This is a genomic window from Rhodanobacter ginsengisoli (assembly GCF_042657065.1).
Lineage (GTDB): Bacteria > Pseudomonadota > Gammaproteobacteria > Xanthomonadales > Rhodanobacteraceae > Rhodanobacter > Rhodanobacter ginsengisoli.
This window is the reverse complement of sequence record NZ_JBHSNF010000003.1, coordinates 207,440-233,612: the sequence shown is the minus strand read 5'-3', so window position 1 is coordinate 233,612 and position 26,173 is coordinate 207,440. Positions and strand designations below refer to the sequence as shown.

22 protein-coding genes and 1 pseudogene are annotated in these 26,173 nt (G+C 66.6%); 5 read left to right on the top strand and 18 right to left on the bottom strand.

Annotation, left to right across the window (positions count from 1 at the left end):
- Positions 1-10: 10 nt before the first annotated feature.
- From nosZ to ACFPPA_RS14515, 5 genes are all read right to left on the bottom strand, one after another.
- On the bottom strand, positions 11-1,996 hold the full coding sequence (gene nosZ / locus ACFPPA_RS14535) for a TAT-dependent nitrous-oxide reductase (RefSeq protein ID WP_377321148.1): 1,986 nt from the start codon (positions 1,994-1,996) through the stop codon (positions 11-13).
- 45 nt (positions 1,997-2,041) lie between these two features.
- Positions 2,042-4,243: a 4Fe-4S binding protein gene (locus tag ACFPPA_RS14530; protein WP_377321146.1), complete on the bottom strand. Its 2,202-nt coding sequence runs from the start codon at positions 4,241-4,243 to the stop codon at positions 2,042-2,044.
- A 1-nt stretch (position 4,244) separates the two neighbouring features.
- Positions 4,245-5,312 carry an FAD:protein FMN transferase gene (locus ACFPPA_RS14525; RefSeq protein ID WP_377321144.1) on the bottom strand — a complete coding sequence of 356 codons (1,068 nt, stop codon included), beginning with the start codon at positions 5,310-5,312 and terminating at the stop codon, positions 4,245-4,247.
- 68 nt (positions 5,313-5,380) lie between these two features.
- The gene (locus ACFPPA_RS14520) at positions 5,381-5,686 is read right to left on the bottom strand and encodes a high-potential iron-sulfur protein (RefSeq protein WP_377321142.1); all 306 of its coding nucleotides are present in this window, start codon (positions 5,684-5,686) and stop codon (positions 5,381-5,383) included.
- A gap of 63 nt (positions 5,687-5,749) precedes the next feature.
- Positions 5,750-6,862 (bottom strand): NAD(P)/FAD-dependent oxidoreductase, encoded by a 1,113-nt coding sequence (locus ACFPPA_RS14515; RefSeq protein WP_377321140.1) that lies wholly within the window; start codon positions 6,860-6,862, stop codon positions 5,750-5,752.
- A 138-nt stretch (positions 6,863-7,000) separates the two neighbouring features.
- Here ACFPPA_RS14515 and ACFPPA_RS19075 point away from each other — a divergent pair.
- Positions 7,001-7,102 (top strand): annotated as a pseudogene (locus tag ACFPPA_RS19075) (hypothetical protein); the annotation flags it as partial.
- A gap of 209 nt (positions 7,103-7,311) precedes the next feature.
- On the opposite strand, the gene ACFPPA_RS14505 reads toward ACFPPA_RS19075, so the two are convergent.
- Complete coding sequence (locus ACFPPA_RS14505) at positions 7,312-7,635, bottom strand: hypothetical protein (RefSeq protein WP_377321138.1); 324 nt, start codon at positions 7,633-7,635, stop codon at positions 7,312-7,314.
- A gap of 187 nt (positions 7,636-7,822) precedes the next feature.
- On the opposite strand from ACFPPA_RS14505, the gene ACFPPA_RS14500 reads away from it, so the two are divergent.
- Together ACFPPA_RS14500 and ACFPPA_RS14495 are read left to right on the top strand one after the other, a co-directional pair.
- A complete protein-coding gene (locus ACFPPA_RS14500) occupies positions 7,823-8,206 on the top strand; it encodes a DUF2946 domain-containing protein (protein WP_377321136.1) in 384 nt (127 codons plus the stop codon).
- A 172-nt stretch (positions 8,207-8,378) separates the two neighbouring features.
- Positions 8,379-10,442: a TonB-dependent copper receptor gene (locus ACFPPA_RS14495; RefSeq protein ID WP_377321716.1), complete on the top strand. Its 2,064-nt coding sequence runs from the start codon at positions 8,379-8,381 to the stop codon at positions 10,440-10,442.
- 60 nt (positions 10,443-10,502) lie between these two features.
- On the opposite strand, the gene ACFPPA_RS14490 is transcribed toward ACFPPA_RS14495, so the two are convergent.
- A complete protein-coding gene (locus tag ACFPPA_RS14490) occupies positions 10,503-10,988 on the bottom strand; it encodes a DnrO protein (protein WP_377321134.1) in 486 nt (161 codons plus the stop codon).
- A gap of 152 nt (positions 10,989-11,140) precedes the next feature.
- On the opposite strand from ACFPPA_RS14490, the gene ubiU reads away from it, so the two are divergent.
- Positions 11,141-12,139 (top strand): ubiquinone anaerobic biosynthesis protein UbiU, encoded by a 999-nt coding sequence (ubiU, locus tag ACFPPA_RS14485; protein ID WP_377321132.1) that lies wholly within the window; start codon positions 11,141-11,143, stop codon positions 12,137-12,139.
- Positions 12,140-12,143: 4 nt separating this feature from the next.
- Positions 12,144-13,037: a U32 family peptidase gene (locus ACFPPA_RS14480; RefSeq protein ID WP_377321130.1), complete on the top strand. Its 894-nt coding sequence runs from the start codon at positions 12,144-12,146 to the stop codon at positions 13,035-13,037.
- Positions 13,038-13,070: 33 nt separating this feature from the next.
- On the opposite strand, the gene trhA is transcribed toward ACFPPA_RS14480, so the two are convergent.
- The 11 genes from trhA to ACFPPA_RS14425 all read right to left on the bottom strand — a co-directional run bounded on the left by trhA (position 13,071) and on the right by ACFPPA_RS14425 (position 26,127).
- The gene (trhA, locus tag ACFPPA_RS14475) at positions 13,071-13,727 is read right to left on the bottom strand and encodes a PAQR family membrane homeostasis protein TrhA (protein ID WP_377321128.1); all 657 of its coding nucleotides are present in this window, start codon (positions 13,725-13,727) and stop codon (positions 13,071-13,073) included.
- Positions 13,728-13,841: 114 nt separating this feature from the next.
- Positions 13,842-15,050: a beta-ketoacyl-ACP synthase I gene (fabB, locus tag ACFPPA_RS14470; RefSeq protein WP_377321126.1), complete on the bottom strand. Its 1,209-nt coding sequence runs from the start codon at positions 15,048-15,050 to the stop codon at positions 13,842-13,844.
- Complete coding sequence (gene fabA / locus ACFPPA_RS14465) at positions 15,050-15,565, bottom strand: 3-hydroxyacyl-[acyl-carrier-protein] dehydratase FabA (protein WP_377321124.1); 516 nt, start codon at positions 15,563-15,565, stop codon at positions 15,050-15,052. Before fabA ends, fabB begins: the two co-directional genes overlap by 1 nt.
- Before the next feature lie 145 nt (positions 15,566-15,710).
- A complete protein-coding gene (locus tag ACFPPA_RS14460; RefSeq protein WP_377321122.1) occupies positions 15,711-17,132 on the bottom strand; it encodes an L-aspartate oxidase in 1,422 nt (473 codons plus the stop codon).
- Positions 17,133-17,149: 17 nt separating this feature from the next.
- Complete coding sequence (gene nadA, locus ACFPPA_RS14455) at positions 17,150-18,175, bottom strand: quinolinate synthase NadA (protein ID WP_377321120.1); 1,026 nt, start codon at positions 18,173-18,175, stop codon at positions 17,150-17,152.
- 45 nt (positions 18,176-18,220) lie between these two features.
- Positions 18,221-19,081 (bottom strand): ubiquinone anaerobic biosynthesis accessory factor UbiT, encoded by an 861-nt coding sequence (gene ubiT, locus ACFPPA_RS14450; RefSeq protein ID WP_377321118.1) that lies wholly within the window; start codon positions 19,079-19,081, stop codon positions 18,221-18,223.
- Positions 19,082-19,153: 72 nt separating this feature from the next.
- Entirely contained in the window at positions 19,154-20,410 is a 1,257-nt protein-coding gene (locus ACFPPA_RS14445; RefSeq protein WP_377321116.1) for a hypothetical protein, read from the bottom strand.
- The gene (locus ACFPPA_RS14440) at positions 20,407-20,679 is read right to left on the bottom strand and encodes a DUF2249 domain-containing protein (protein WP_377321114.1); all 273 of its coding nucleotides are present in this window, start codon (positions 20,677-20,679) and stop codon (positions 20,407-20,409) included. Before ACFPPA_RS14440 ends, ACFPPA_RS14445 begins: the two co-directional genes overlap by 4 nt.
- A gap of 97 nt (positions 20,680-20,776) precedes the next feature.
- Positions 20,777-22,021, bottom strand: coding sequence for an alginate export family protein (locus ACFPPA_RS14435; RefSeq protein WP_377321112.1), 1,245 nt, complete (start codon positions 22,019-22,021; stop codon positions 20,777-20,779).
- 1,100 nt (positions 22,022-23,121) lie between these two features.
- A complete protein-coding gene (locus ACFPPA_RS14430) occupies positions 23,122-24,969 on the bottom strand; it encodes a chloride channel protein (protein ID WP_377321110.1) in 1,848 nt (615 codons plus the stop codon).
- 258 nt (positions 24,970-25,227) lie between these two features.
- The gene (locus ACFPPA_RS14425) at positions 25,228-26,127 is read right to left on the bottom strand and encodes an RNA polymerase sigma-70 factor (protein WP_377321108.1); all 900 of its coding nucleotides are present in this window, start codon (positions 26,125-26,127) and stop codon (positions 25,228-25,230) included.
- Positions 26,128-26,173: the final 46 nt, after the last annotated feature.

Here is a 26,173-nt window from a genome sequence, read left to right as displayed (position 1 = left end):
GAGCCACTCATCACGCCTCCACCAGCATCCGGCCTCTCATCTCCAGATGCAGCGCGTGGCAGAAGAACGTGCAGTAGTACCAATAGACTCCCGGCTTGTCGGCGATGAAGGTGACGGACGAAGTCTCCTGCGGACTGATCTCCATGTTGATGCCATAGTTGCTGAGACAGAATCCGTGGGTCAGGTCCTCGATGTCGTCGACGTTGGTGACCACCACGGTCACTTCATCGCCCTTCTTCACCTTGAAGCTGTCCAGCCCGTACTTCGGCGCCGAACTGGTCATGTAGACAAAGACTTTCTTCCCCTCGCGGATGACCTTGCTGTCCTTCTCCAGAACGACGCCGTGCTTCTTGGCCTGGGCGACGGTTTCGGCAAAGAACGGGTCCTTGCGGTCCCAGATGCGCTTGATCTTGCCCGCCATGAGCTGGCGCGGAACGATCACGGCATCATGCGGCTCCGAGAATACCGGCGTATCCGCCACCAGCACCATCTGGTCGCCGGAGATGTCGATCAGCTGATCGCAGTCGGGATGCAGCGGGCCGACCGGCAGGAAGCGATCCTTCGAGAACTTGTTCAGCGACACCAGCCATTTGCCATCCGCGTCGCGCGTTTCGCCCAACGAGGTATGGCAATGACCGGGCTGATAGGCGACGTCGAGTTTCTGCCGCAGGTAGTTGACCTTCTTGCCCGCGTAGGCGTCGATCGCGTCCTGGATGTTCCACTTCGCCATCTGGCTGTCGATGAACAACGTCGTGTAGGCATAGCCACGACCGTCGAACGAGGTGTGCAACGGGCCCAGTCCGAGCTGCGGCTCGGCGATCACCGCGTCGCGCGGGTCCTTCAGCTTGCCGTCGAAATAGTCGTCGACCTTGCTCCACGCGACCACACTGCAGGTCGGCGACAGCTTGCCGTTGGCGACAAAATACTTGCCGTCCGGGGAAGCATTGAGTCCATGCGGGCTCTTCGGAATCGGGATGTACATGGTCAGCGGAGATCCGTGGCGACCATCGACCACCGGCACCTTGGATTTGCCGATGGTCTTGAATTTGCCGGCCTTGACCGCCGCCTCGATGCGCTTGATGTTGAACACGACAGCCCAGTCGCGTTCGTTCTGCATCATGCCGGCAAGGTCCACCGCCTCCTCGCTGTTGTAGCAGGTGGACGCTACGTACTTGCCCTCGTAGTCGCAGTCGGTGTTGTCCAGATTGCCGTCGACGATGACCTGCCACGAAACCTCCATGGTGTCGCCGTCGATCGCCGTGAACATGGTCTGGTACTTCTTCGGGTCGTCCAGGTCGCGGCCGTCGTTGGGACTGGGGACCCTGAATTCCGAGTTGGCAAACACGTAGCCGGTGCGCGGTTCACGCTGCACGCGCATGCCGTGGATGTCCGCCACGTTGGGGATGTCGATGATCTTGTCGGCGCGCATCACGTCACAGCGGACACGGGCGACGCGGGTGCCGGTCTTGTCGTTCACGAACAGGTAGCGGCCGTCGTAACGTCCGTTCGTCTGGCTCATGTGCGGGTGATGCAAGTCGCCGCCCGGCGGGAAGTCCTTGCCCAGCACCCGCTTGCTCTCGTTGGTGATGCCCCAGCCGATCGCAAAGCTGGGGTTGAAAATGGGCACCCGAATCAGTTCACGCATCGACGGCAGGCCAAGGATGCGCAATTCGCCCGATTGGCCACCGCTCCAGAAGCCGTAGTACTCGTCCAGATGACCGGGTGCAACTTCAGTCGGGTGACCCTCCGGCATGCTCGTGGCCGCCGCGGCAGGAGCCTTGCCCGCCACGGGCTGGTCGCCCGTCGCCCCGCGACCGCATCCGGTCAGCAGCGTGCCGCCGACGCCGGCAAGGCCCGCCAGCGCGCCCATTTTCATGAAACCCCGGCGGCCGGGGTTACCCGGCTGGCCGGGAAGCGAGGCAATCTCCGCTTCCGTCAACGCTCTGAACTGGCCGGCTTTGAGTTCCGGATTCTGGTCGTTTGTCTTGTCGCTCATGGCTATGGTTCCTCAAATTAGTGGCATCTCGAACAGCTTGCTGGCCTACCTGGGTATTTCTGCCGGTCCCTCCGTGTCTGCCGTTTCCATGACGACACGTGTGGGCAACGGGCGTGACGCCTTCTCCTTTCTCTTTCGATGCTCGACCAGCGGCGGGCACTTGCGGTCGTTCTCGTAGGTCACCTGGCAGTCCAGGCAGTAGTGACACTCGTTGTAGTTGATCGGACCCAGCGGGCTGATCGCCCTGACCTCGCATTCGTTGGCGCAGATCTGGCAGGGATGTCCGCACTCCTTGCGCCGGCGCAGCCATTCGAACAGGCGCCAGCGTCCGGAGATCGCCAGACCGGCCCCCAGCGGACAGACGTAGCGGCAATAGACCTTGTTGGTGAAGGCAGCTGCACCCAGCAACAGCACCGCGTAGGCCACGTAGCCCCACGAGCGCATGAAATGCAGGTTGATCGCGGTCTTGAACGGTTCGACCTCCGCGAATCGCTCGGACAGGTTGACCGACTGCAGCGACAGGCCGAACAGAAACAGCATGACGATGTACTTGATCGCCCACAGCCGCTCGTGCACATACGGCGGCGGCTCCAGCTGGGGCACCTTGAACTTCACCGCCAGCTTGTTGATCAGTACCTGCAGCGCGCCGAACGGACACAACCAGCCGCAATAGACGCCCCTGCCCACCAGCAACAGGGACACCGCCACGAACGTCCACAGGATGAAGATCAACGGATCCATCAGGAACGTGGACCAGTGGAATCCGTGGATGACCGCGTTGACGAAGGTCAATATGTTGACCACAGAAAGCTGTGCCAGCCCATACCAGCCGATGAACAGGACGGTGTAGATGAGAAAGCCCACACGCAGGCGCTCCAGCAGCAGCGGGCGCTTGACCACCCAGTCCTGGAAAACCAGGATCAGCGACAGGAAGAACAGCCCGGCCACCAGCACGGCGATCTCGAATCGCTTGCCGTACCAGATCTTCACCCACAACGGCGCGTCATCGGGAATCGGACTGCTGTTGACCTTCGGCTGGGTGACGTAGTCGGCCGGAATCTGGTAGCCCCCGGTAAACGTGCTGTAGATGCTTTTCAGCGGCCCGACCTGACGGTTGACCAGCAGTTGCAGCGTCCATGGGCCGCCGGGATTGAATCCCTTGCCGTGGTGCAGGATGAAGATGCCCTTCTCGTTGAACGCCGGCATGCCGGGCAGAGCCGGATCGTCCAGCGAGACGAAGTCGGTGTCCTTGAACAGGAACAGCTTGCCGTTCTGCATCACATGCAGGCGGTCAAAGATCCCACCGCGGACGTAGCCCACTCCCTTGAATGAATAGAGGCCGTTGGCGACGACCGCGATCGCCTCGTCGCCGGGGCTGAGGCCGCGCATCATCGAACTGTAGGCAGAGTCTCCCAGAAGGTTCCTGCCCACCGTCGGCGGGGTGATGTCGCCGTAATAGAGATCGATGAAGGTGTCGCCTTCGTGACCCGGCGCAGGCGCGGTCGGGTCGTCGACCAGGCCGCTTTCGGGCTGACCCTTGAATGCATCGATCACGGTTCCGCGGGTCAGATGCAGCCGGCGGAAGGCGCCATTCCCGGTCAGTTGCCGCCAGTCGGCCTGCTTGAACGCGTCGGTGCGGATCGTCGCGGGGGCGCTCTCGCTGGCCAGCGACCCGGCGACCAGATGCCGCGATACGGCGACATCCAGCGCCGCATTCATGATCGTCTCGTTGACCACCATCGAGGTCACGGTGGCGCTGCTGATCGCATCGATCTTGACCGTACCGGAAGCACGGCTGCCGCCTACGACGATCTTGTCCTTGACGCTGTGACCGACATAGCGCTCGACAAAATCGTACAGCCGCTGCACCGGTATGCCGACCAGCAGGATCGGCTCGTGCTGTTCGAGCACCTTCGTACCGATGATCTTGCCGGCCCGGTCGATCGCCACGAGAATATTGACCGGCTGACCGGAATACGCGGGGACGGGCGCCACCATGACCGACTCGAACACGTAACCGATGACCTTGTCGCCGTCATAGACCGTGGCTGCTGGTGGCTTGCCGGAGATGTCGCCGAACCGCGTCGCGCCGGGGAAATAACCCCGCACCTCGGGAAACTTCTGATCGATGCCGGCAACGGCATCCATCGAGACGAGCAGCAGAAGACAAGCCATGCACAACAGCAGCAGCCGGCTGGCAAGGCTGCCCGAATCGCGGCCGGGATGCTTGAACGGCGGTGCGCGCATGTCAGGCCACCTCTGCCTGGCCCGATACCTGAGGCAGGTCGCGGGAACGCCAGCTGTTGCGGGCGTCCCTGGAGAAGACCAGCCACTGATCGTTCTGCGCGGCCATCACTTCCCGCAACCGCGGCAGCGGCATCGAGGCGGCGGCGACGCTCATGGCATCGGCGTCCACCGACGTTTCCGCCATCACCGTGACGCTGGAGTAGTTCAGCGGGGAATAACCGGTATGCGGGTTGATCACGTGGAACAGCTTCTTGTCGGAGGAATAGAAGATCCGGTAGTTGCCGGAGGTGCCCAGCGCGGCATTGCGCAAGGTCACGACGGACGCGATCTGGTCGATGTTGCCCGGGTCGACGATGCCGACGTGCCACTGATGCCTGAAATCGTTGCCGGAGATCGCCCGCACGTCGCCGCCGGCATCCACCAGGGCATGCTCGATACCCGCTGCCCGCAACGCGACGATGCCCTGGTCGATGACGTAGCCCTTGGCCAGCCCGTCCAGCGTCACCGCCATGCCGGCCTGGGTGAACCGCACGCCGCGCGCGTTCAGCGCGATGCGGCGGTAGTTGATCAGTTGGTCCCTCTGCCCGATCTGCGTGCGATCGCGCGTATCGAGCACGGCGGGCTGGCGCATCGACTCGAAATACTCCAGCACCGGCAGGACGCTGATGTCGAAATCGCCGTCCGTTATCGCCGAGATCGCCAACGAACGCTGCAAGACCTCTCTCAGCTCCGGTGACAGGTTCTCCAGATGGCCATCACGGTTCAGGCGCGCCACCGGGCTGGCCGGATCGAACCGGGTGAGAACCGCAACCGCGTCCGCCATGCGCCGGAACGCGGCATCGATGGCGACCCCTGCCTTGTCGACATCGTCGGCCAGGCAGGTGATCGCAACGGAGGTCTGCATCAGCGTCTGTTCGCGGCGCACCTCGAACAGGTTGCGTTCGCGCCTGAGCACGAACCAGCCCGATCCGCCAACCACTCCTGCAGCCGCCGCCACACCGGCAATGGCCTTGAGCAGTCTTCGCCTGTCCGGCGAACACGGCTCTTCCATTGCTTCCGGAACTCGCATGACATCACCCTCCCGCCACTGCAAACCAATCAGACAAGCCTTTCAGACGAGGCAACTGCAGCCCTGCCTCAGGCTTTGCGCGCGTACATGACGCACCAGCCCTGTGGCGAAATGCTCCCGTCGACGACCTTGCAGGTCCCGGCATCTTTCGGCGTTTTCCCGGGGATGAAATGGATGCAGTTGTCGCACTGGTCCTTGCCGTGCGGCTTGGGCTGATACATCGCCACCGCCTGGGAGGCCTTGCCGGCCTGCGCCCGTGCCGGCGCGGTCTTCAGCAGGCCGGTTGCGGCTACGGCACCGATCACCGCGATCGTGGCGCCGCTCTTCAGCAAAGTTCGGCGGCTGGCGTCGAATTCAACATCGTTCTTTTTCATGAATATCTCCTGAGGCTCTGGTTGCTTCGTTTCACACACGCATGCCGCGTGCCGGCATGCATCTCACTGCTTGCGGGTCGTAACCCCTGTATTGCCCGCACCACCCCGGCCCACCAGGGGTTCGACCGGTTTGTCATCGGAACCGGCCGCGATGCCAAGGCGCTTGTGCATGATCGGGCTGGTGGTCGTGTATTGCAGATTCACCTTCTCGCCCGGGTTGAGGTGCTCTTTCACCGCGAAGGCGCACAAGGCTGCCTCGTGAAAACCGGACAGGATCAGTTTCTTCTTGCCGGGGTAGGTACTCACGTCGCCGACGGCATAGATGCCGGCCGTCGATGTCTGGAACGTGGCCGTATCGACCGCGATCTGCTGGTGATCGAGCTGCAGGCCCCATTCCGCGATCGGACCGAGTGCCGGATGCAATCCCCAGAAGACCAGCAATTGCTCCGCCTCGATTCGTTGCACCACACCACTGCGTGCCCGTACGCGTACCCACTTCAATTCGCCTCGTGGCGCATCCAGCCCCACGATGTCGCCTTCGAAGAATTGCATGCGCCCGGCATCGCACAGCTCCTGCATGCGCTTGATGTGGGCAGGTGCCGCCCGGAACTTGGTCGAACGATGCACCAGCACGATGCTCCTGGCACGATCGACCAGTGCCAGCGACCAATCCAGTGCGGCATCGCCACCGCCGGCAATCACGATGTCCCTGCCATCGAATTTGCTGGCATCGACCACCTTGTAGTGGACCGAGCGACCTTCCATGGCGTCGACGCCGGGCAGTGCGAGCTTGCGTGGCGAAAATGCCCCAAGACCGCCGGCAATGATCAGCGCTCCGGTATCGAACGAGGTTCCGGCACTGGTGGTCAGCTTGAAGCGGCCGCTTTCCAGACGATCGACCGTGGTCAACGTCTCGCCCAGGTGGAATTGGGGGGCGAACGGCCGAACCTGCTCCTGAAGCCGTTCGATCAGCTCGCGCGCACTGCATACCGGCACCGCCGGGATGTCGTAAATCGGCTTGTCGGGATACAGCTCGATACACTGGCCGCCCACCTGCGGCATCGACTCGATGATGTGCGCGCCGAGGCCCAGCAGACCCAGCTCGAACACCTGGAACAATCCTACGGGCCCGGCACCCACGATCACCGCGTCCGTACAAATCGACCTTTCGCTCATTGAAATGCACGCCTCTGGCAAAATCGCCGCAGAGTTGGAAGTCTGCACGACCATGGCAGGAGTGCTCTTGATTTCGATCAGTTTCAGGCGCCCCGGGCCTGTGACCGAAGGCCGCATCGCAGGATATGTTCCGCGCGTATGGACCTGCGCCAGTTCACCTACACCAAGTTCGTGATCGTCACCGACGACGACATCGACGTGCGCGACTGGTCGCGGGTGATCCGGGCACTGGCGACCCGGGTCGATCCGGCGCGCGACTCGATGCTGGTCGAGAACAGCCCGATCGACTGCCTGGATTTTCCGGTCCGACGCCGAGTCTCGGCTCGAAACCCGGCATCGACGCCACCGACAAATGGCCGTCCGAAACCAGTCGCACGTGGAGCAAGCCGATCATGCTCGATCCCGCGGTGGAGCGTTGGGTCGATGCACTGTGGACGACGCTTGCCGGTTCAGCTCCCGGCTGAGGGGTCGACTGCGCCTATCTCCACAGCGCCCTCGCCCGGATCGGCAATCCACTCGCGCGCCCGAAGTTGCAGCGCCCGCCAACAACGCTCCCATTGTCCGTCGCGCGGCTGCGACCAGGCCAGCTGCAGCAATACCGCCTGCAGTCCCTGGAGTTGCTGCTGCACGTCGGCCAGTTCGGCCAGCACCTGCTCGTGCTCGTCCTTGCCCACCATCAGGATCTTCCGATCGCGACACACGCCGATGCACGGTTGCGGCGCCTCGATCTTGCCGCAGCCGACGCATTGCCAGGCCTGGATGTAGTCGGGCATGCACTCGCCTCGCGATATCTGGTCCGCAGCGCTCTGCGGCAGTTTCTTTTGCCTGCAGTCATTCTGGATGAGCATCGGGAATCGCTGCCATGAGGCACATCAGGCACACGCGACACCGTGTCACAGCACGTGCCGCGAGGCAGCGTGAAACACTTCCGCCGGCCAATGGTCGGCCAGAGGGGAGCACTTGATCCGCACGCGCAGCATGGGGAAGCGTTCGGCATGGCTGGCGATGGCGGCCATCTGGCTGACCATCGTCGCGCCCGTCGTATCGCAAACCCTGGCGGCTCGCTCCGGCGCGGCACCGACGGCATCGGGCGTGCAGCCGATGGCGCACATGGAACAGCCATGCTCGCCGGGCACGAAACATCCGCATCCTCACCCGATGACGTTCTGCGGGTATTGCAGCCTGTTTCATCACACGTCGGCACTCGCCAGCTCCGACTGGCAAGCCGCCCTGCCGGTGCCGCTGCCGTATCCCCTGCGAATTGGATCGACTCGGCACAGCCGCTTTGTACACACCATCCTCGCAGCCGCCCCCCGCGGCCCGCCGCTTTCCGCGCACGACTGAACATCGTTGATCAGGATACGCGGCGGTTCACTCCGACGCGTGCCTCTCTGTCGGAAAAATTCGAGGTATACCCGTGTCCCATCCCATCTCTTCCGAGCGCGCCCATGCGATCGCGCCGTCCCCACCTGCATCTCGTTCACTGCATCGGCCGCGCTGTCGCCACCCATGCGTGATGATTGCCCTGGCGCTGAACCTCACACCCATGTCGTTGCTGGCCGGCGAGGGCCCGACCGCGCAGACGCTGGAACCGATCGTGGTCACCGCGCCGATGCAGGACACGCCACTCACCGTGATCACCCGTCCCAAGACACCCAGGCAACCGCTTCCTGCCAGCGACGGTGCCGACTTCCTGAAAAGCATCCCGGGCTTCTCCACCATCCGCAAGGGCGGCAGCAACGGAGATCCCGTGCTGCGCGGCATGGTCGGCTCACGCCTGGATATCCTCATCGACGGAGGACAGCTCGGCGGTGGTTGTCCCTCGCGGATGGATCCGCCGACCGCCTACATCGCGCCGCAGCTGTATGACCGCGTCACCGTGATCAAGGGGCCCGAGACCGTCCTGTACGGCCCCGGCAACTCCGCCGGCGTGGTCCTGTTCGAGCGTGAAATCACCCGCTATGCCGAACCAGCGTACTCGGCCGATGCCAGCGTGCTGGCCGGCTCATGGGGTCGCAACGACGTCAACGCGGATCTGCGCGCCGGCTCGCCCGTCGGCTACCTTGGCGTAGCCGCCAATCACACGCACTCGCAAGACTACGAGGACGGCAACGGTCACCGTGTGCACTCCAGCTACGACCGCTGGAACACGGACATCACCGCCGGCTGGACGCCCGACGACAACACGCGCGTGGAAGTGTCCGTGGGCAAGGGCAATGGTCAGGCGGCCTACGCCTTCAGCGGCATGGATGGCGTGCGTTTTCTGCGTGAAAGCCTGGGACTGAAGGTCGTGCAGCAAAACCTGAGCGCGCACTGGGACGAGCTGAAAGTGCAGCTCTACAGCAACTACACCGATCACGTGATGGACAACTACACGCTGCGCCATCCGGATCCCGCGGGCATGATGCCGCTGGCCATGGCCAGCGATGTCGACCACCACGCACGCGGCGGCCGCGTCAGCGGCACCTGGCGCTGGGACGACGTCGTTCAACTCGACGCCGGTCTTGACGGCTCGACCAGCATCCACGACAGCCGAACCGGCGGCCCAGCCGGAAGCATGCTCGGTTACTACCTCGACATTCCGCGCACACGCGATGCGCGGATACAGGCGGTGGGTGCGTTCGGCGAGCTGCGCTGGAGCTTTGCGCCACGCCAACGGTTGATCACGGGTGCACGCCTCGACCATGCCGGCACCCGAGGCTACGAGCTGGCCACCGGCAACATGAGTAGGGGCCTGAGCGGAATGGCCCCCGGCGGCATGGGCAGCATGCCTGCCGCGGCAATCGTCAGCGCCGGCCGCTCATCCATCCTGCCTGCCGGCTTCGCGCGCTACGAGCGTGACCTGAGCAGTGCGCCGGCCACGTTCTACGCCGGGCTGGGCTACGTGGAGCGCTTCCCCGATTACTGGGAGCTGCTCGGTCGCCATGCGGATACCTCGCTGGCCAGCTTCAAGTCGCTCGCCCCGGAAAGGACCACTCAGCTGGACATCGGCCTGCAATACCACGCAAGGAAACTGAAGGCATGGGTTTCCGGCTACGCCGGCGTGGTCGATGACTTCATCCTGATCCACTACCCGACGACACCCATGGACACGGGAGACGCAACCAATGTGCGGGCACGCATCGCGGGCGGCGAAGCGGGCATCACCTATGCCTTCACCGCCCGCTGGAAAGGTGATGCCGCGCTGGCCGCGGCGTGGGGAGACAACCGCACCGAGCAGCGCCCGTTGCCGCAGATGCCACCGCTGGAGATGCGACTGGGGCTTGCCTATGACCACCATGACTGGTCGGTCGCGGGACTCTGGCGCCTCGTCGCCGCGCAGCGTCGCGTATCCGTGGGTGAAGGCAACATCGTCGGACAGGATCTCGGGCCCAGTGGCGGATTCGGTGTGCTGTCCATCAATGGCGGCTACCGCTTCGGCAAGAAGATCACGCTGACCGCGGGCATCGACAACCTGCTGGACAAGACCTACGCCGAGCACATCAATGCGGGTCCGCCGGCACTCGCCGGCTACTTCGGCACTACCCGCATCAACGAGCCCGGTCGCACCGGCTGGCTGAAGCTCGACATGAAACTCTGAAGATTCGACTCAACGGAAGCCGGCGGCGCGCTTCGCGCAACCCGCCGGCCCCGTCCCGCATCACTGCCCGTCGTGGATCCCGGGCGTCGCCGATGCGGCATCCCAGTCCGGATCGTTGAAGTATTGCGGATAGTGCGCGATCGCCTCGCGCATGTCCGCCACCGCCCGGCGATTGTGCGGATCCTGCTTGAGCACCTGCGCCGCGCGGAGCAGCGGCACCAGAATGCCGTGCAGCGCGGCATCGGGCTGCTCGGACAATCTGCAGTTGGCATACATGAAAGTCACGGCCTGCTCGATGCGCACGGCGTGCTCGACCACCTTCGCTGCACTCATGCGACCCGTTTCGTCGCGGTGCAACTGCTCCACCGCGACATGGGCGCGGCGCATGCCTTCGCGCAAGGGCGCGTCGGGCGTCCAGCGCTGCGCCGGTGCCGCGACGGCAGCCGCCGCGTGGTGATGGTCATGCTCCTGTGCGGTCGCCTGCGCCATCGGCGCCAGCGAAACCATGCACAGCAGGGCTTTGGTGAAGGCATACCTGCATTTCATTGGATCGACTCCTCGGCGGGAAGCAACATCATGCGGTTGATACGTGCACCCCATCGTAACGTCAGGCAATCCGGCTCCAGCTGATCCACGTCAGTGCGGCGCCCGGCAAAAACCGCCACGATTCACGCCGAATTCCTGCCTCCGAGGTTTCCATGCAACTGGTCTGTCCCGCCGGCAACCTGCCGGCACTGCAGGCGGCGATCGACGCCGGTGCGGATGCGGTCTATGCGGGTTTGCGCGATCAGACCAACGCGCGCGCGTTCCCCGGGCTCAACTTCAGCGACGCGGAACTGCATGCGGGCATCGCCTATGCCCATGCCCGCGGGCGCAAGGTCTACCTGGCGCTGAACACCTACCCGGACAGCACCCGGATGGCGCAGTGGTACGCCGCGGTCGACAAGGCGGCCGAGTTCGGTTGTGACGCGATCATCGCCGCCGAGATGGCGGTGCTCGACTACGCCACGCGAACCCACCCGGCGATGGCGCGGCACCTGTCGGTGCAGGGTTCGGCGACCACGGCGCCGGCGCTGCGCTACATGCACGAGCGCTTCGGCATCAGCCGCGCGGTGCTGCCGCGGGTCCTGTCGATCCAGCAGGTGCAGCGCTTGTGCGAGAACTCGCCGGTGCCGCTGGAGGTATTCGCGTTCGGCAGCCTGTGCATCATGGTCGAGGGCCGATGCCAGCTCTCCAGCTACGTCACCGGTGCGTCGCCGAACCGCCACGGCGTGTGCTCGCCGGCGAAGTTCGTGCGCTGGGAGGAACATGACGATGGCGGTCGCAGCGTGCGCCTGAACGACGTGCTGATCGACCGTTTCCAGCCGCAGGAACCCGCCGGCTACCCGACCGTGTGCAAGGGTCGCTTCGACGTCGGCGGCGAGACCTTCCACGCGCTGGAGGAACCGACCAGCCTCAACACGCTGGAGTTGCTGCCGCAGCTGGCCAGTGCCGGCGTGGCCGCCTTGAAGATCGAAGGCCGCCAGCGCGGCGTCGCCTACGTCGGCTCGGTCACCCGCACCTGGCGCGAGGCACTGGACCGTTACCGCGCATCCCCCGCGGACTGGCAACTGCAGGCCGACTGGCAGCGTTCGCTGTCGGCGCATGCCGAGGGTCACCAGACCACGCTCGGCCCCTATCACCGTCGCTGGCACTGAACCGATGAACACGCTGAAACTGAGTCTGGGTCCGCTGCAGTATTTCTGGCCGCGCGAGCGCGCGCTGGCGTTCTATCGCGAGGCTGCGCAGTGGCCGCTCGACATCATCTATCTGGGCGAGACCGTGTGCAGCAAGCGACGCGAGCTGGGCACGCGCGACTGGATCGCGTTGGCGGAGGAACTGCGCGCCAGCGGCAAGCAGGTGGTGCTCTCGACGCTGGCCCTGATCGAGGCCGAATCCGAACTGGGTGCACTGAAGCGACTGGTCGGCGAAGGTGGCGGCTGGGTCGAGGCCAACGACCTTTCCGCGGTGCAGTTGTGCCGCGAGCGCAAGGTACCCTTCGTGGCCGGCCCCTCGCTCAATATCTACAACCATCGGGCGCTGGCGCTGCTGATCGAGGACGGCCTGCGGCGCTGGGTGCCCGGCGTGGAACAGGGCGAAACCCTGCTGCGCGAGCTGCGCGCGGCGATGCTCGCCGAAGGCCATGCGATGCCCGAGCTGGAGGTGGTCGCGTTCGGCCGGCTGCCGCTGTCCTATTCGGCGCGCTGCTTCACCGCACGCGCGCTGGACGTGGCCAAGGACCAGTGCGAATTCCGTTGCATCGAATATCCCGACGGCATGCCGCTGGCCACGCGCGAGGGCAAGCCGTTCCTGCGCATCAACGGCATCCAGGTGCAGGGCGAGGAAGTCACCGACCTGGGACCCGAACTGCCCGTCTTGCGCGAGCTGGGCGTGGACGTGTTGCGGCTGTATCCGCAGGTCGACGGCATGGCCGACGTGGTGAGCCATTTCGATCTCGCGCGTCGCTCACTGGCCGCCCCGCCGCGCATCGCCAGGCGCAACGGCTACTGGCACGGCGAGCCGGGCATGCCCATGGCGACGGCCTGGCCGGGCTGACAACGGCGCCGTCGGCTGCTGCGCGTGCGCCGGTCAGTATGCGTAAAGCAGCACCGCGAAGAAGTGGCAGGTGGTGCCGGCGAGCACGAACAGATGCCAGATGAAATGGCCATAGCGCAGCTTGTCATCGAGCACGAAGAACACCACGCCCAGGCTGTAGGCCAGACCACCGGCGAACAACCAGATCAGGCCGCCGGCCGCCATGTGCATCCACAGCGGCCGGATCGCGATCAGCGCCACCCAGCCCATGCCGACATACAGCACGGTGGACACCCGCGGAAAGCGCATGCCGACCGCCGCCTTGAACAGCAGCCCGGCCAGGGCCAGGCTCCAGATCACCCCCAGCAGGGTCCAGCCCACGCCACCGTGCAGCACGCCCAACGCGATCGGCGTGTAGGTTCCCGCGATCAGCAGGTAGATCGCCGCATGATCCAGCGCCCGGAAGATCGCCTTGATCCGCTGGTGCGCGATCGCGTGGTACAGCGTGGACGCCAGGTACAGCAGGATCGCCGTGCTGCCGAAGATCGTCGCCCCGACCACCGCCGACACGCCGCCGGTGCGCACGGCGTGCATGATCAGCACCGGCAGGCCGGCAGTCGCCAGCAACAGGCCCAGGCCGTGGCTGACGCTGTTGGCGATTTCCTCGCCCGGCGTCTGCGGCGTCATGGTGCTGGCTGGAGTAACTGACATCGGGTGTGGGTGTTTCCGGAAATGACGGGAACCAAGTGGCTGCCGGGCGGACTCCTTGCCGGACCTGCTCCGCGCGATCCGCGGCGCTGCACGCAGCGCCGCGGATCGTGGCCGTTACACCCGGGCGAACACCAGGCTGCCGTTGGTGCCGCCGAAGCCGAAGCTGTTCGACATGACCGTGTTCAACTTCGCCTCGCGGCTCTCGCGCAGGATCGGAAAGCCCTCGGCGCGCGGATCCAGTTCGGTGATATGTGCCGAACCGGCCATGAAGCCGTCGCGCATCATCAGCAGGCTGTAGATCGCCTCATGCACGCTGGCTGCACCGAGCGAATGGCCGGTCAATGCCTTGGTCGACGACAGCGGCGGCACCGCCTCGCCGAACACCTCGCGCACCGACTGCAATTCCACGATGTCGCCCACCGGTGTGGCGGTGCCGTGGGTGTTGAGGTAGTCGATCGGCGCCTTCACGTCCTGCATCGCCATGCGCATGCAACGCACCGCGCCTTCGCCGGAAGGCGACACCATGTCGGCACCGTCCGAGGTCACGCCGTAACCGACCAGTTCGGCGTGGATGTGCGCGCCGCGCGCTTTCGCGTGCTCGTATTCCTCCAGCACCAGCATGCCGCCACCGCCGGCGATCACGAAGCCGTCGCGACTGGTGTCGTACGGCCTCGACGCGCTTTGCGGTGTGTCGTTGTGCTGGCTGGACAGCGCGCCCATCGCATCGAACTCGACGGTCATGCCCCAGTGTTCTTCCTCGCCGCCGCCGGCGAACATCACGTCCTGCGCGCCATGGCGAATCAGGTCGGCGGCCGCGCCGATGCAGTGCGCCGACGTGGCGCAGGCCGCGGAAATCGAATAGCTGAGGCCGCGAATGCCGAACCCCGTCGCCAACGCGGCCGACACGGTGGAGCACATCGTGCGCGGCACCATGTAGGGACCGACCTTGCGCACGCCCTTCTCGCGCAACAGGTCCGCCGCCTCGATCTGCCACTGCGCCGACCCACCGCCGGAGCCGGCGATCACGCCGGTGCGCGGATGGCATACCTGCTCGATCGCGAGGCCCGCGTCGGCAATCGCATCGCGCATCGACACATAGGCATAGGCCGCGGCATCGCCCATGAAACGCTTCAGCTTGCGGTCGATCTCCGCCACCAGGTCGATCTGCGGCACGCCGGCGACATGGCTGCGCAAGCCACGCTCGGCGTAACCGGGTATCGCGGTGATGCCGCTGCGCAGCTTGCGCAGAGCGTCGGAGACGGTATCGGCCGCGTTGCCGAGACAGGACACGATGCCCATGCCGGTCACTACCACCCGCCGCATCAGAAACCCTCCGTCGACTGGAACAGGCCGACCCGCATGTCATCGGCTTCGTAGATCGGCCGGCCATCGACGGACATCTTGCCGTTCGCGATCACCAGTGCCAGCTTGCCGCGCATCACCCGGCGGATGTCGATCTCGTAGCTCACCAGTTTCGCGCTCGGCAGCACCTGGCCGGAGAACTTCACCTTGCCCACGCCCAGTGCGCGGCCACGACCCGGCTCGCCCATCCACGGCAGGAAGAAGCCGCTCAACTGCCACATCGCATCCAGACCGAGGCAACCGGGCATCACCGGATCGCCCTCGAAATGACAGCCGAAAAACCACAGGTCGGGACGGATATCCAGCTCGGCGCGAATCACGCCCTTGCCGTAGGCGCCACCCTCGTCGGCGATATGGGTGATGCGGTCGAACATCAGCATCGGCGGCAGTGGCAGACGCGCGCCGCCGGGGCCAAACATTTCACCGCGGGCGCAGGCCAGCAGCTGATCGTAATCAAGCGAGGAAGGTCGGGTCATAGTTGGTCAACAGTGGGGATACAAGTGATTTTGATGAGTTCAGTATGAGACCACACTGACACAGGTCAATGTCGCCGAACATACGCAAGCGTCTGTTTTGACGAGATGAAGAAACCGCGCAGGCCGCTATGGGGGACGCCCCGATCTAGCCGGCGCTCGCGTTGCAATGGTGCGCGCCCAGGCTCTGGCCGCGAGCCGATGCGGCCATCAGCAAGGCCAGGCCCAGCCGCGCCTGCCAGCCTTCGCACTGCCAGTCCGAGCATGTCTGCGCGGCTCGCCGCAGCCGCGCCTCGCTACGCACCGGTCCGGCCGACTGCCACAGCAGCTCGCGCAACGCGGGCAACCGTTCCGGCGCCATCGCCTGGCCGCGTTCGGCCCAGTGGAAAGCCCCGGCCGTCGCCGGTGGAGGCATGGCCGCCAGCATGGCGCCGAGGCGCCGACCACAGCTCACGCCTTCCAGCAAGGAATTGCTGGCCAGCCGATTCGCCCCATGCACGCCGTTGCAGGCGACCTCGCCGACTGCATGCAGGCCGGGGATGCCGGTGCGGCCATCGACGTCCACCGCCAGCCCGCCCATGTGGAAATGCGCCGCCGGCGTGACCGGGATCAACTGGTGTCGCGGATCGATGCCGTGCGCAAGACAGGCCCCCAGCACGGTGGGGAAACTCCGCCCCCAGTCGAGCTCCAGCTCGCGGGCGTCCAGCCACACCGGGGCATGATCGCGACCCGATTGCCACACCCTGCGCGCCACGATGTCGCGTGGCGCCAGATCGCCGAGCGGGTGCACGCCCGCCATCAGGGCCCGCCCATCCGCATCGAGCAGGCGCGCACCGGCACCCCGCAGCGCTTCGGTCACCAGCGGCAGGCAGTGCGCACCGGCGATATCCAGCGCGGTGGGATGAAACTGCACGAATTCCAGGTCGCGCGGGGAGGCGCCGGCGGCCATGCCCAGCGCCAGGCCATTGCCATCCGCGCCCGCCGGATTGCTGGTGCGGGCGAACAGCGCACCGATCCCGCCGGTCGCCAGCACCACGGCGGCGGCGGGCATCTCCTGCGGATGCCCGCCGGCATCGCGCACCCGCACGCCGCAGACGGCACCGCCGCGCTGCAACAGCGCGTCCACCGCGACGCCACCGCGCCACTGGACATGCGTGGCCTGCTGCACCCGCTGGCGCAAGGCGCGCACCAGCGCCGCGCCGCTGGCATCGCCACCGGCATGCACGATGCGCGCGGCACGGTGGCCGCCCTCGCGACCGAGCTGGAGCTGCCCCTGCTCATCGCGGTCGAACGCGACGCCCTGCGCCCGCAGCCAGTCGATCGTCGCCGGCGCCTGCCCGCAAAGCCAATGCACCATCGCCGTGTCGTTGTGCCGCGCACCGGCGATCAGCGTGTCGCGGGCATGCCCGGCCGGGCTGTCGGCGGGTCCGAGCGCGGCGGCGATGCCACCCTGTGCCAGTGCACTGGCGCTGCCGCTGCCGTCATGGCTCAGGCACAGCAGGCGCACCGGCGTCGGCGCCAGCGCCAGCGCGGTGGCCAGTCCGGCGACGCCGCCACCTACTACCACCACGGGCCGTCTCGCGCGCCTCACACCGCTTCGCGCCGACCCACCGCGAGCATGCGCTGCAGGGCCATGCAGGCGCGGGTGGCGACGGCCTCGGGCACCTCGACCGCCGGCCGCAGGTCGCGCAGGCAGGCGTGGATCTTCGGCAGGGTGATCCGCTGCATGTGCGGGCACAGATTGCACGGCTTGATGAATTCGGTATCCGGAAACCGTGCGCGCAGGTTGTCGGCCATCGAGCACTCGGTGATCAGTGCGACGCGCGCCGGTCGTTCGCGCTCCAGCCACTTGCCCATCGCGGTGGTGGAACCGACGAAGTCGGCCTCGGCCCAGACGTCCGGCGGACATTCGGGATGGGCCAGCAGCCTGGCGTTGAATTGCTCGCGCGCATGCCGCGCCTGCTGCCCGGTGAACTGCTCGTGCACTTCACAGCTGCCGCTCCACAGAATCAGCTCGACCGCGGTCTTGCTGGCCACGTAGTTCCCGAGGAAGCGATCGGGCAGGAAGATGACCTGCGCCGTGCCCATCGCCTCGACCACCTCGACCGCATTGGCCGAGGTGCAGCAGGCATCGGATTCGGCTTTCACCTCGGCCGTGGTGTTGACGTAGCTGACCACCGGCACCCCGGGATGGCGGGCGCGCAAGGCGCGCACATCGGCGGCGGTGATCGATGCGGCGAGCGAGCAGCCCGCCTCGACGTCCGGAATCAGCACGGTCTTGCCCGGCGCCAGGATCTTCGCGCTTTCGGCCATGAAGTGGACCCCGCACAGCACGATCAGGTCGGCGTCGCACGCGGCCGCCGCCTGCGCCAGCGCCAGCGAGTCGCCGGTGATGTCGGCGACGCCGTGGAAGATCTCCGGCGACTGGTAGCTGTGCGCCATGATCACCGCGCCACGCTGCTTCTTCAGCTTGTTGATGGCGTCGATCCACGGCAGGTGCAGCGGTATCTCCAGGCAGGGCACCAGCGGTTCCAGGCGCTCGGCCAACGCGGCGTATTCCAGCTCGAGCTCGTCGCGCCAGACCGGCAGGGGCAAGGTGTCGGGATCGTTCATGGCACTCCGCAGATGACATTCGGGGAATCCGTCGCAGCGACGGGTTCAGCTGTTCTCGCGCCGGTGTGCCGTGCGTGCGGCGCGGGCGAAACGGGCACCGCGGTTCAGCGCGATGCGCAGGCCCAGCGGGACCGACTCCCACGGCAGCCGCTCGAGCATGTTGCGCGCGGTGAGGCCCAGTTCGGTATCGCCGGTCAGCACCAGTCTGCGCTGGAAGAACAGCGTGTCGGCATCCTCCAGCCGGCCGGCCAGCAACAGCAGATCGGTGACGCTGCCACGCACGCTGGCCTCGGGCTCGGCATCGGTGACGCGCAGTCGCCCCTGCTGCAACTCCAGCACCCAGCGCAGGCGCAGGTCGGTGACCTCGATCGCCAGCCGACGCCCGTGCATGAAGTCCAGCTCGCCCTCGAGCAGCGGCGCGGCGAGCACCCGCGCCATGCCCGTCTCGAGCAGGCGGCGCTGCCAGCGCAGGGGCATGACCCGCAGCAAGGGCGCGATCCGGCGCGGTGGCGGCAACAGCCGCAACAGCTGCGGCGTCATGGGGGAGAGCAGGGAGGGCGTGGGCATGATGGAATCGATTATCAGCGCGTTGCCGGTCGCCGCGCCCTGACCCTGGTCAAATACCAGCCCTTGCTGGCGGCAGGCATCGCCGATCGCCAGATCCAGCAGACCTTGCGCCGTCGACGGCGGCAGATCGAGCCGTGCCGCGAACGCCCGCGCCCGCTCGCGCACCCGCTGCTCGCGGCCCAGGTCCCGCGGTGGCACGCCGGCAGCGGGCTTGAGCCGGGCCACTGTGCGCACCAGCCGGCGGCGCGCCGCCAGCAGCACCAGCAGCCCGTCGTCGATGCCGTCGATCACGGCGCGCGCCCGCGCCAGGGCAAAACGCTCAGGCAGATGCCTGGACATGGCTCTTCTCCGTCATGGGTGTGGTGGGTGACGCCTGCCAGGCAGGGATCGCGTGAGCTGTCCGGTCGATGCTCATCTCGCGCCCTCGTGCATCGTCTGGAAATGCATCACGCGATGCCGCACGCCGAGGCAGGCCAGCCCGACGCCCAGCCACGCCAGCAACATGGCCAGCCCCGCACTGCGCGCCAGCCACGACGCGGGCCACAGCACGGCCGCCGGCAGCAGCACGGCCAGCGGCAGTTGCAGCAGCAGCGCACGGTACTTCTCGCGCTCCGGCAGCAGGCGCTGCACGCCGGGCAGTTGCACTCCGCGTCCGATCCGGCGATGCAGTTCGATCCAGCCGAGGAAGGCCACGATCTCCAGCAGCATGCCGTTGACCAGCAGCGGCAGCGCGATGCCCAGGCCCAGCGCCGCCGCCAGCCGACCTTCGCGCACGGGCGCCGACAGAGCCGACGCCGCCAGCAACAGGACGACCAGTCCCGCCCGCCAGCTCCACCACAGCGGACCGCGCCGTGGTCGCGGCGCACGCCATTGCAGCCACAATCCGGCACTCGCAAACAGCAGCACGCAAACGGTGAAGGCGAGACGCGGGACCGCCCCGTCGCCGGCGCCCAGCCGCCACCATGCGCCGGCCAGCAACGCCAGCAGCAGGCCGCCGAGCCAGGCCGCATGGATCGGCGCCGGCACGGTGGCCGTGCCCTGGAACATCGGCATCACCACCGGAGTCACCGTGCCGAGCAGCACGATCACCCAGCCCAGGATGCCCCAGCTGGCGTGCACGTCGACCAGCGCCGGCACCGGCATGGCGGGCCCGCCGCCGAGGTGGAGCGCCAGGCCACCGCCGAGCAGGGCCGTCAAAAGGGTGCTGCCCAGCGCCACGCCGAATCCGACCCGCTGCATACGCTGGCCGACGGCCGCGACGAGGCCAGGCAGGGTCATCACGCACAGCAACGCAAACGTGAGCGGCAGCACCACAGCGGCGGCGATGAGCGCTGCGGTCCAACCGGCATACAGTCCGGACACCAGCAACAGCACGCCGAGATTGAGCAGGACATGCAGCAGCGGCCCCAGCCGCGCCAGCGCGTGGACCCGCACGCCGGCAGCGACCGGCAGGAACTGCAGCAGACTGCCGAACATGACGTTGCCGAGCACGCCCAGCGTGTAGATGTGCACCAGCGCCAGCGTGGCCGGATGCCAGCGCGTCAGCAGCAGCGATTCGCCGTCGACGCACAACAGCACACCACCGGCCATACCCCACGGTGGTGCGCTGAGCAGGAAGCGGCGCGGCAGCGACACCTGCGGCCCCTGCTCGAGCGCCAGCCTGGTCATGCGTGCGCGGGGCGGGAGATGAGGAGTCGGACGCCACCGTCGGTCAGCGACGCCGTGCTGACCTGCAGCCCGCGGGCACCCAGCAGATCGAGCAGCGGTATCGGTCGCTGCGGCGTCAGCACCTGCACCGCCTGCCCCGGAGCCAGCGCGTCGGCCAGCTCCAGTGCAAGCTCCAGCGGCAACGGACACGGCAGCTGGCGCAGGTCGTGTTCAGGCAGATCGGTGCCGTCTTCGCGGGACGCCGCGGCGGGTGTCGGGGGTGCATGCATGACATGTATTGAATCACGCGCCCCACCGGCGCCAGCTGACCTGGATCAGTCCGGGCCGACCGACGGGAACCTGCTTTCCACAAGACGCCGATGCCGGTCACAGATCCCGCTTGCCGCTCCATTCGAGCTGGAGCCAGATCTTGGTGTCGTTGTGGCCGAAGCCGTCCGCACGGTAGTCGGCCAGCTTGACCAGTGCGTGTACGCCGCCGCCCAGCGGAAAGCCCAGTGAGGCATCCCACTCGCTGCCGTAGCGACCGCCCGTGTCGGCGTGGAAGTCGTGATAGGCCACGTTCCACTTGAACTGTTTGACGAGGCCGCCGCCAGCGAACTTGCCGCCGAGCGCAAGGTAGCGATCGTCCAGCCCACCCGCCGGCGTGGCGAGGAACTGGTCGTCCCAGCCGTTGAATGCATGCAGCGTGGCCAGCGGCGTCTGCAGCGCATGCACGCCATCGCCGCCCAGATGCTCCCAGCCAAGCCTGGCGGTGATGCCGCGCACGGTCCAGCTCGGCTCGAGCAGCCAGTAGTTCGCGCGGTAGCTGGCCGGGTTGTTGCGGTAGTCGGACTGGCGCGCATATTCGGCGGCCCAGCCCGGACCGTTGCCCTGCGCCACGTAATTGCCGAGCCAGCGCACCCCGTACGTCGCCGTCGACGCGGTCGGCACGTCGCGGTCTTCGTGCAGGTAGGCATAGCCCACCCACGTCTGCGCGCCATGCACACGGGCCACGTTGAGCAGGTGGGTATCGAGCTTGCGTTCGCGCGCCAGCGGATTGACCGCATCCGGCCCGGACACGCGATGCACGCGATCGAGCCAGGCGTAGTTGATCGTCCAGTCCGCGGCCGGCTTCCACTTCAACGCGACGCCGTCATAGGTCTGCTCGAACTGACGCCAGCCCACATTGCCCACCCAGCGCTGGTTGTCCAGCAGCAACTCCTGCCGCCCCACCGTGGCGCCGAACTCGCCGCCCTGGAAATGCACCCACGCCTGGTTCAACTCCCCACCGCGCGGGTCGGTGATCCCCGGATACCGGGTCTGCCGATTCGCGCCGCTGTTGTAATTATTCCCCGCACTGGCCGTCCCGGCCCCTTCGAGCAACCCGCTCCACGCCTCGCTGAAGCGCGCCTGCACACCCAGCCGCAACCGCAGCGTATCGGCCCGTGCGTTCCTGGCGAAGGCCGCATCGTCCACCGACTCGTCGCGCAACCGCGCATTCCACAGCAACTGCACCGGCGCCGCCCGCGAGGTCCCACCGGCAGCGGCACCACCCGGCGCATCGGCCCACGCCGGCGCCGCCAGCACCGCAGCCATCGCCGCGACAAGCAGGTTTCTCTGGAACGTCTTCATTGCGGTTCTCCCTGTTGATTGCCGCGCAGTCTCCGGCGCAACAGGGGTCGCACTCCTGATGTACATCAGGGCGTCATGCGAAGCGTCGCCGCCGTGACAACTTGCCGCGCGCGTCGTGTGCCGCGAGGATCCGCGCGCACCTCCGCACCTGCACCCCGGATCTTCATTGCCCCACCATGCACGTTGATGATCCGGGTCGCCGTTGGGATCGGTCATACCGGGCACGATTGGACATGCAGCCGCGGTCATGACCGATCTGGTAGATAGTGGGTTGTTGTAGCAGTGCCCGCCAATGGATCGCTCGATTGCACACGTCATGACTGGCCCTGCGACCACGGCTTTATTCGTTCCGGCAATCAGTGCCCATCCAGATAACGGTGTCGGCTCGCCGACGCTTGAGATGGAGACCGTCTGCTCCTGGCCGAACCGAGACATTCGCAACCTGGGAAAATCCCGCTCGAAGCGGGATTTTTTGTTTTCGGCTCTTCCGCCTTCGCCACCGCGCAGCGGTGGCGCACCGAGTGCGGGCCATGGCGAAGGCATGGATGCTCGAGTTGAGGCGACGCAGGAGCGGTTGCCCGATGGGCGGCAAGCGCCGAGTGGGGCGTCGTTTTCTCTTTATCTCTTGCTAGCCCTGTAGGCTCGGCGCCGAGAGCCCGGCGTGCGAAAGCTCTTGCTTCGGTGTTCCGCAGCACGAGTAACCAGTGCGAGCGACAGGCACTGGGCCCCAGCCTCCGCTGGGGTGACGGATGGGAAGGATCCCCGCGAGCACCCGCCCCCTCACCCCAACCCTCTCCCCGCTGGGGAGAGGGTGCAGGAAAACCGGGTCACCACTTCGCCGCCCGCTGTTGGCTGCGGACTCAACGACCCGACGCCCATACGAGGAATTGAAGAGAATCAAAGGGGACGTGGCTGATCAGGCCTCGTTCCTCACGCGGGTCAGCCCTGGTCGCCCGCGCGGACGACAGGTGGCCCGGCAGCCCGGGGGCCACCATGTGCCGGAAGCGCCCGTGGCTGAGCGCATGCTCCTGGCGGGCATCGGGGCCGGGTGGCGCGGCTTCATTGGCCACGCCTCCTTCTTCCTTCTTTCGGGCGCTGTTTCAATCCGGCTTCTTCCCGCCGAAATGCCGCGAGGAGTGGCGCGCCTCGCGCAGGCGTTGCGCATGGGCAGCGAGCAGGTCGCCGCGGGTGACGATGCCGACCGGGCGACCCGAGTCTTCTCCGCTCACCACCACCAGCCTGCCGACACCCGATTCCACCATGTGATCGGCCGCTTCCCGAAGGGAATGGCTCTCTTCGACCACCAGCGGTGGACGAGTGATCAAGGATCCCACCGACGCATCACCGGAGACCTTGCCATTCAACAGGTCGCGACGCGTCACCACGCCGGCCAACCGACCATTTTCGTCGAGCACGGGAAAACCCTGGTGCTTCGCGTCCGTCACATCGGCGGCCATCCAGTCGCGCACATCGGATATCCGCCGGTTTGCCTGCAGGCTGACGACTTCGCGGCTGCACGCGTCGCGCACCAGCACCTGATCGAGATAGTCGGCGCTGTATTCGGAAGGCACGCGTACGCCGCGGCGGACGATCTTCTCGGTCATGATCGTATTGCGCATCATCAAGCCCGACACCAGGTAGGCCGACGCGCAGGCGCCCAGCAGGGGCAGCAAGCCGTGCGGCTGCTGGGTGGTCTCGAAGGCGAACACCACCGAGGTCAGGAAGGCGCGCGACGCGCCGGAAAAAATCGCGGCCATGCTGACCAGCGCGGCGAGGCGTGGATCGACATGCAGCCACGGTGCGAGCGAGACGGCCGCGATACCCAATGCGCCACCCAATGCGCCACCGATGGTGAACAGCGGCGCCAGCGTGCCGCCGGAGGTGCCGCTGCCCAGCGCCACCGACCAGGACAGCAGCTTCAGCAGGCACAGCCCGATCAGGCCGACCAGGCCGATCTGGCCCGAGACGACGGCGGTGATGTTGGTGTAGCCGACGCCCAGCGTCGTGGGCATGATGTAGCCGACCATGCCCACGACGAGGCCACCCAGTGCAGGCCACCACATCCAGTGAATCGGAAGCTTCTCGAAAGTGTCTTCAATGGCATAGGTCAGGCGGGTGACGCCGACACCCACCACGCCCACCAGGGCGCCGAGCAGGATGTAGCTCGCCAGTGCGACCATGTCGGGTGCGGCGACCGACGGCATGGGGAACATCGGCGCGCTGCCTTCGAAAACGAAGTGCATGCCGGCGCCGACCACCGCGGCCAGAGCCACGGGAATCAGCGAGCGGGCGCGACGCTCGAACAGCAACAGCTCGATCGCCAGCAGCACGGCGGAGACCGGTGCTGCAAACACCGCCGCCATGCCGGCCGCGGCACCGGCCGCCAGCAGGGTCTTGCGCTCGTCAGCCGTCACATGCGCCACCTGGCCGATGAGCGAACCCAGCGCGCCGCCCGTCGCGATGATCGGGCCTTCCGCGCCGAACGGCCCGCCCGTGCCGATGGCAATGGCGGACGAGAGCGGCTTCAGCCAGGTGATCATCGGCGGAATGCGGCTCTCGTTGAGCAGCACCTGCTCCATCGCCTCCGGGATGCCGTGGCCACGGATCGCACGCGAGCCCCAACGAGCCATCATGCCGACGACGAGGCCACCGACGACCGGTACGAGGATGACCCACAGACCGAGGTGGTTTCCGGCTGGACTGGCGAAACCGAAACTCCAGCGGCCGTGGAAAGCCAGGTTGGTGATGAGGCCGATCAGCGCAGTGAGGATCTTCGCCACCAGGCCGACCACCACCCCCAGCAACAGGGCCATGGCGGTGATCCGCAGCACGCGACGATCCAGCGGCCGGAAGACGCGCGGCAGGTGCGCCGCGACCAGCGTGGTATCGAGGGACGGCGACAACGGCAGGGCAGCCCGCGAGCGGTGCCCGGAAACATTCTTTTGCATTCGCCACCCGCTCGCCTGGTCAGCCCACGAAGGCTACGCGAAATTTGCCGCCGTAGCTGGCTGGAAAATGAACGGGGTTCCGACTACATCGCAGGATGATGTTCGTCAAACGCGGAACGCCGCGCGTCGCCCGCTTTCCCATGCGTCATCCCGGGCGCCCATGCACGGCGCCTCTTCGTGCCCATGGCGCGGCGGTGTGCAGGTGCCCGGGCGCGTCGGTACCGATCACGCGACCAGGGCGCTCCCTCGCTCGGTGCCTCAGGTTGCCGGCGGGCCACGCCGCTGCGCGAGGGACATCACCAGCCGGGCCAGTTTCTCGGGGTTGCGCTGCATGTGGATGTGGGTGACGCGTTCGCCGTCGATCTCGCAGGACTGCGCGGATTCCAGCTCGCCGTTGATGTAGCGCAGCACGGCGTACTGGCCGTTGATCATCGCCAGCTCGATGCGCAGCAGGTCCTTGTAGCGCAGGGTGGCGGCGAGCAGGAGCTGGGCGATGCGTGGCCCGCCGACCATCGGCGCGGGAAAGCTGGGGACATGACCGCCGCCGTCGCCGACCAGTACCGCGGTATCGGCCAGCATCGACTTCATGCCGGCGAAGTCGCCTTCCGCAAGGGCTTCGGCGAAGCGCCGCATCAGCTTCTGGTGGGCCTCGCTCGGCGCTGTTTGTGGTGGGCTTTCCTGGCGAAGCCGGGCCCTGGCCCGATGCACGATCTGGCGACAGGCGGCCTTGCTCTTGCCCAGCGCCTCGGCCACCTCGGCGTAGTCGACGTCGAACACCTCGCGCAACAGGAAGGCCGCACGCCCCTCCGGGGTCAGACGTTCGAGCACGGTGAGGAAGGCGACGGAGACCTCGTTGGAGAGCTCCTCGATCTCCTCGGGCGTGGCGGGCCACTCGGTCAGCACCGGCTCGGGCAGCCAGATGCCCACGTAATGCTCGCGCCGGGCCTTGGCCGAGCGCAGGCGGTCGATCGAGATGCGGGTGGTGGTGCTCACCAGCCATGCCTCGGCGCTGTTGACGTTTTGCTTGTCCGCCTCGTGCCAGCGCAGCCAGACGTCCTGCACGATGTCCTCGGATTCCGAGACCGAGCCGAGCATGCGGTAGGCGATGCCCAGCAACCTCCGGTGCAGGTCGTGAAAGATGGCGGTGGCGGCGTCCATCGGGAAAACAATGATGCCGTGGCGGGTGTCACAGCGTACGCCGACC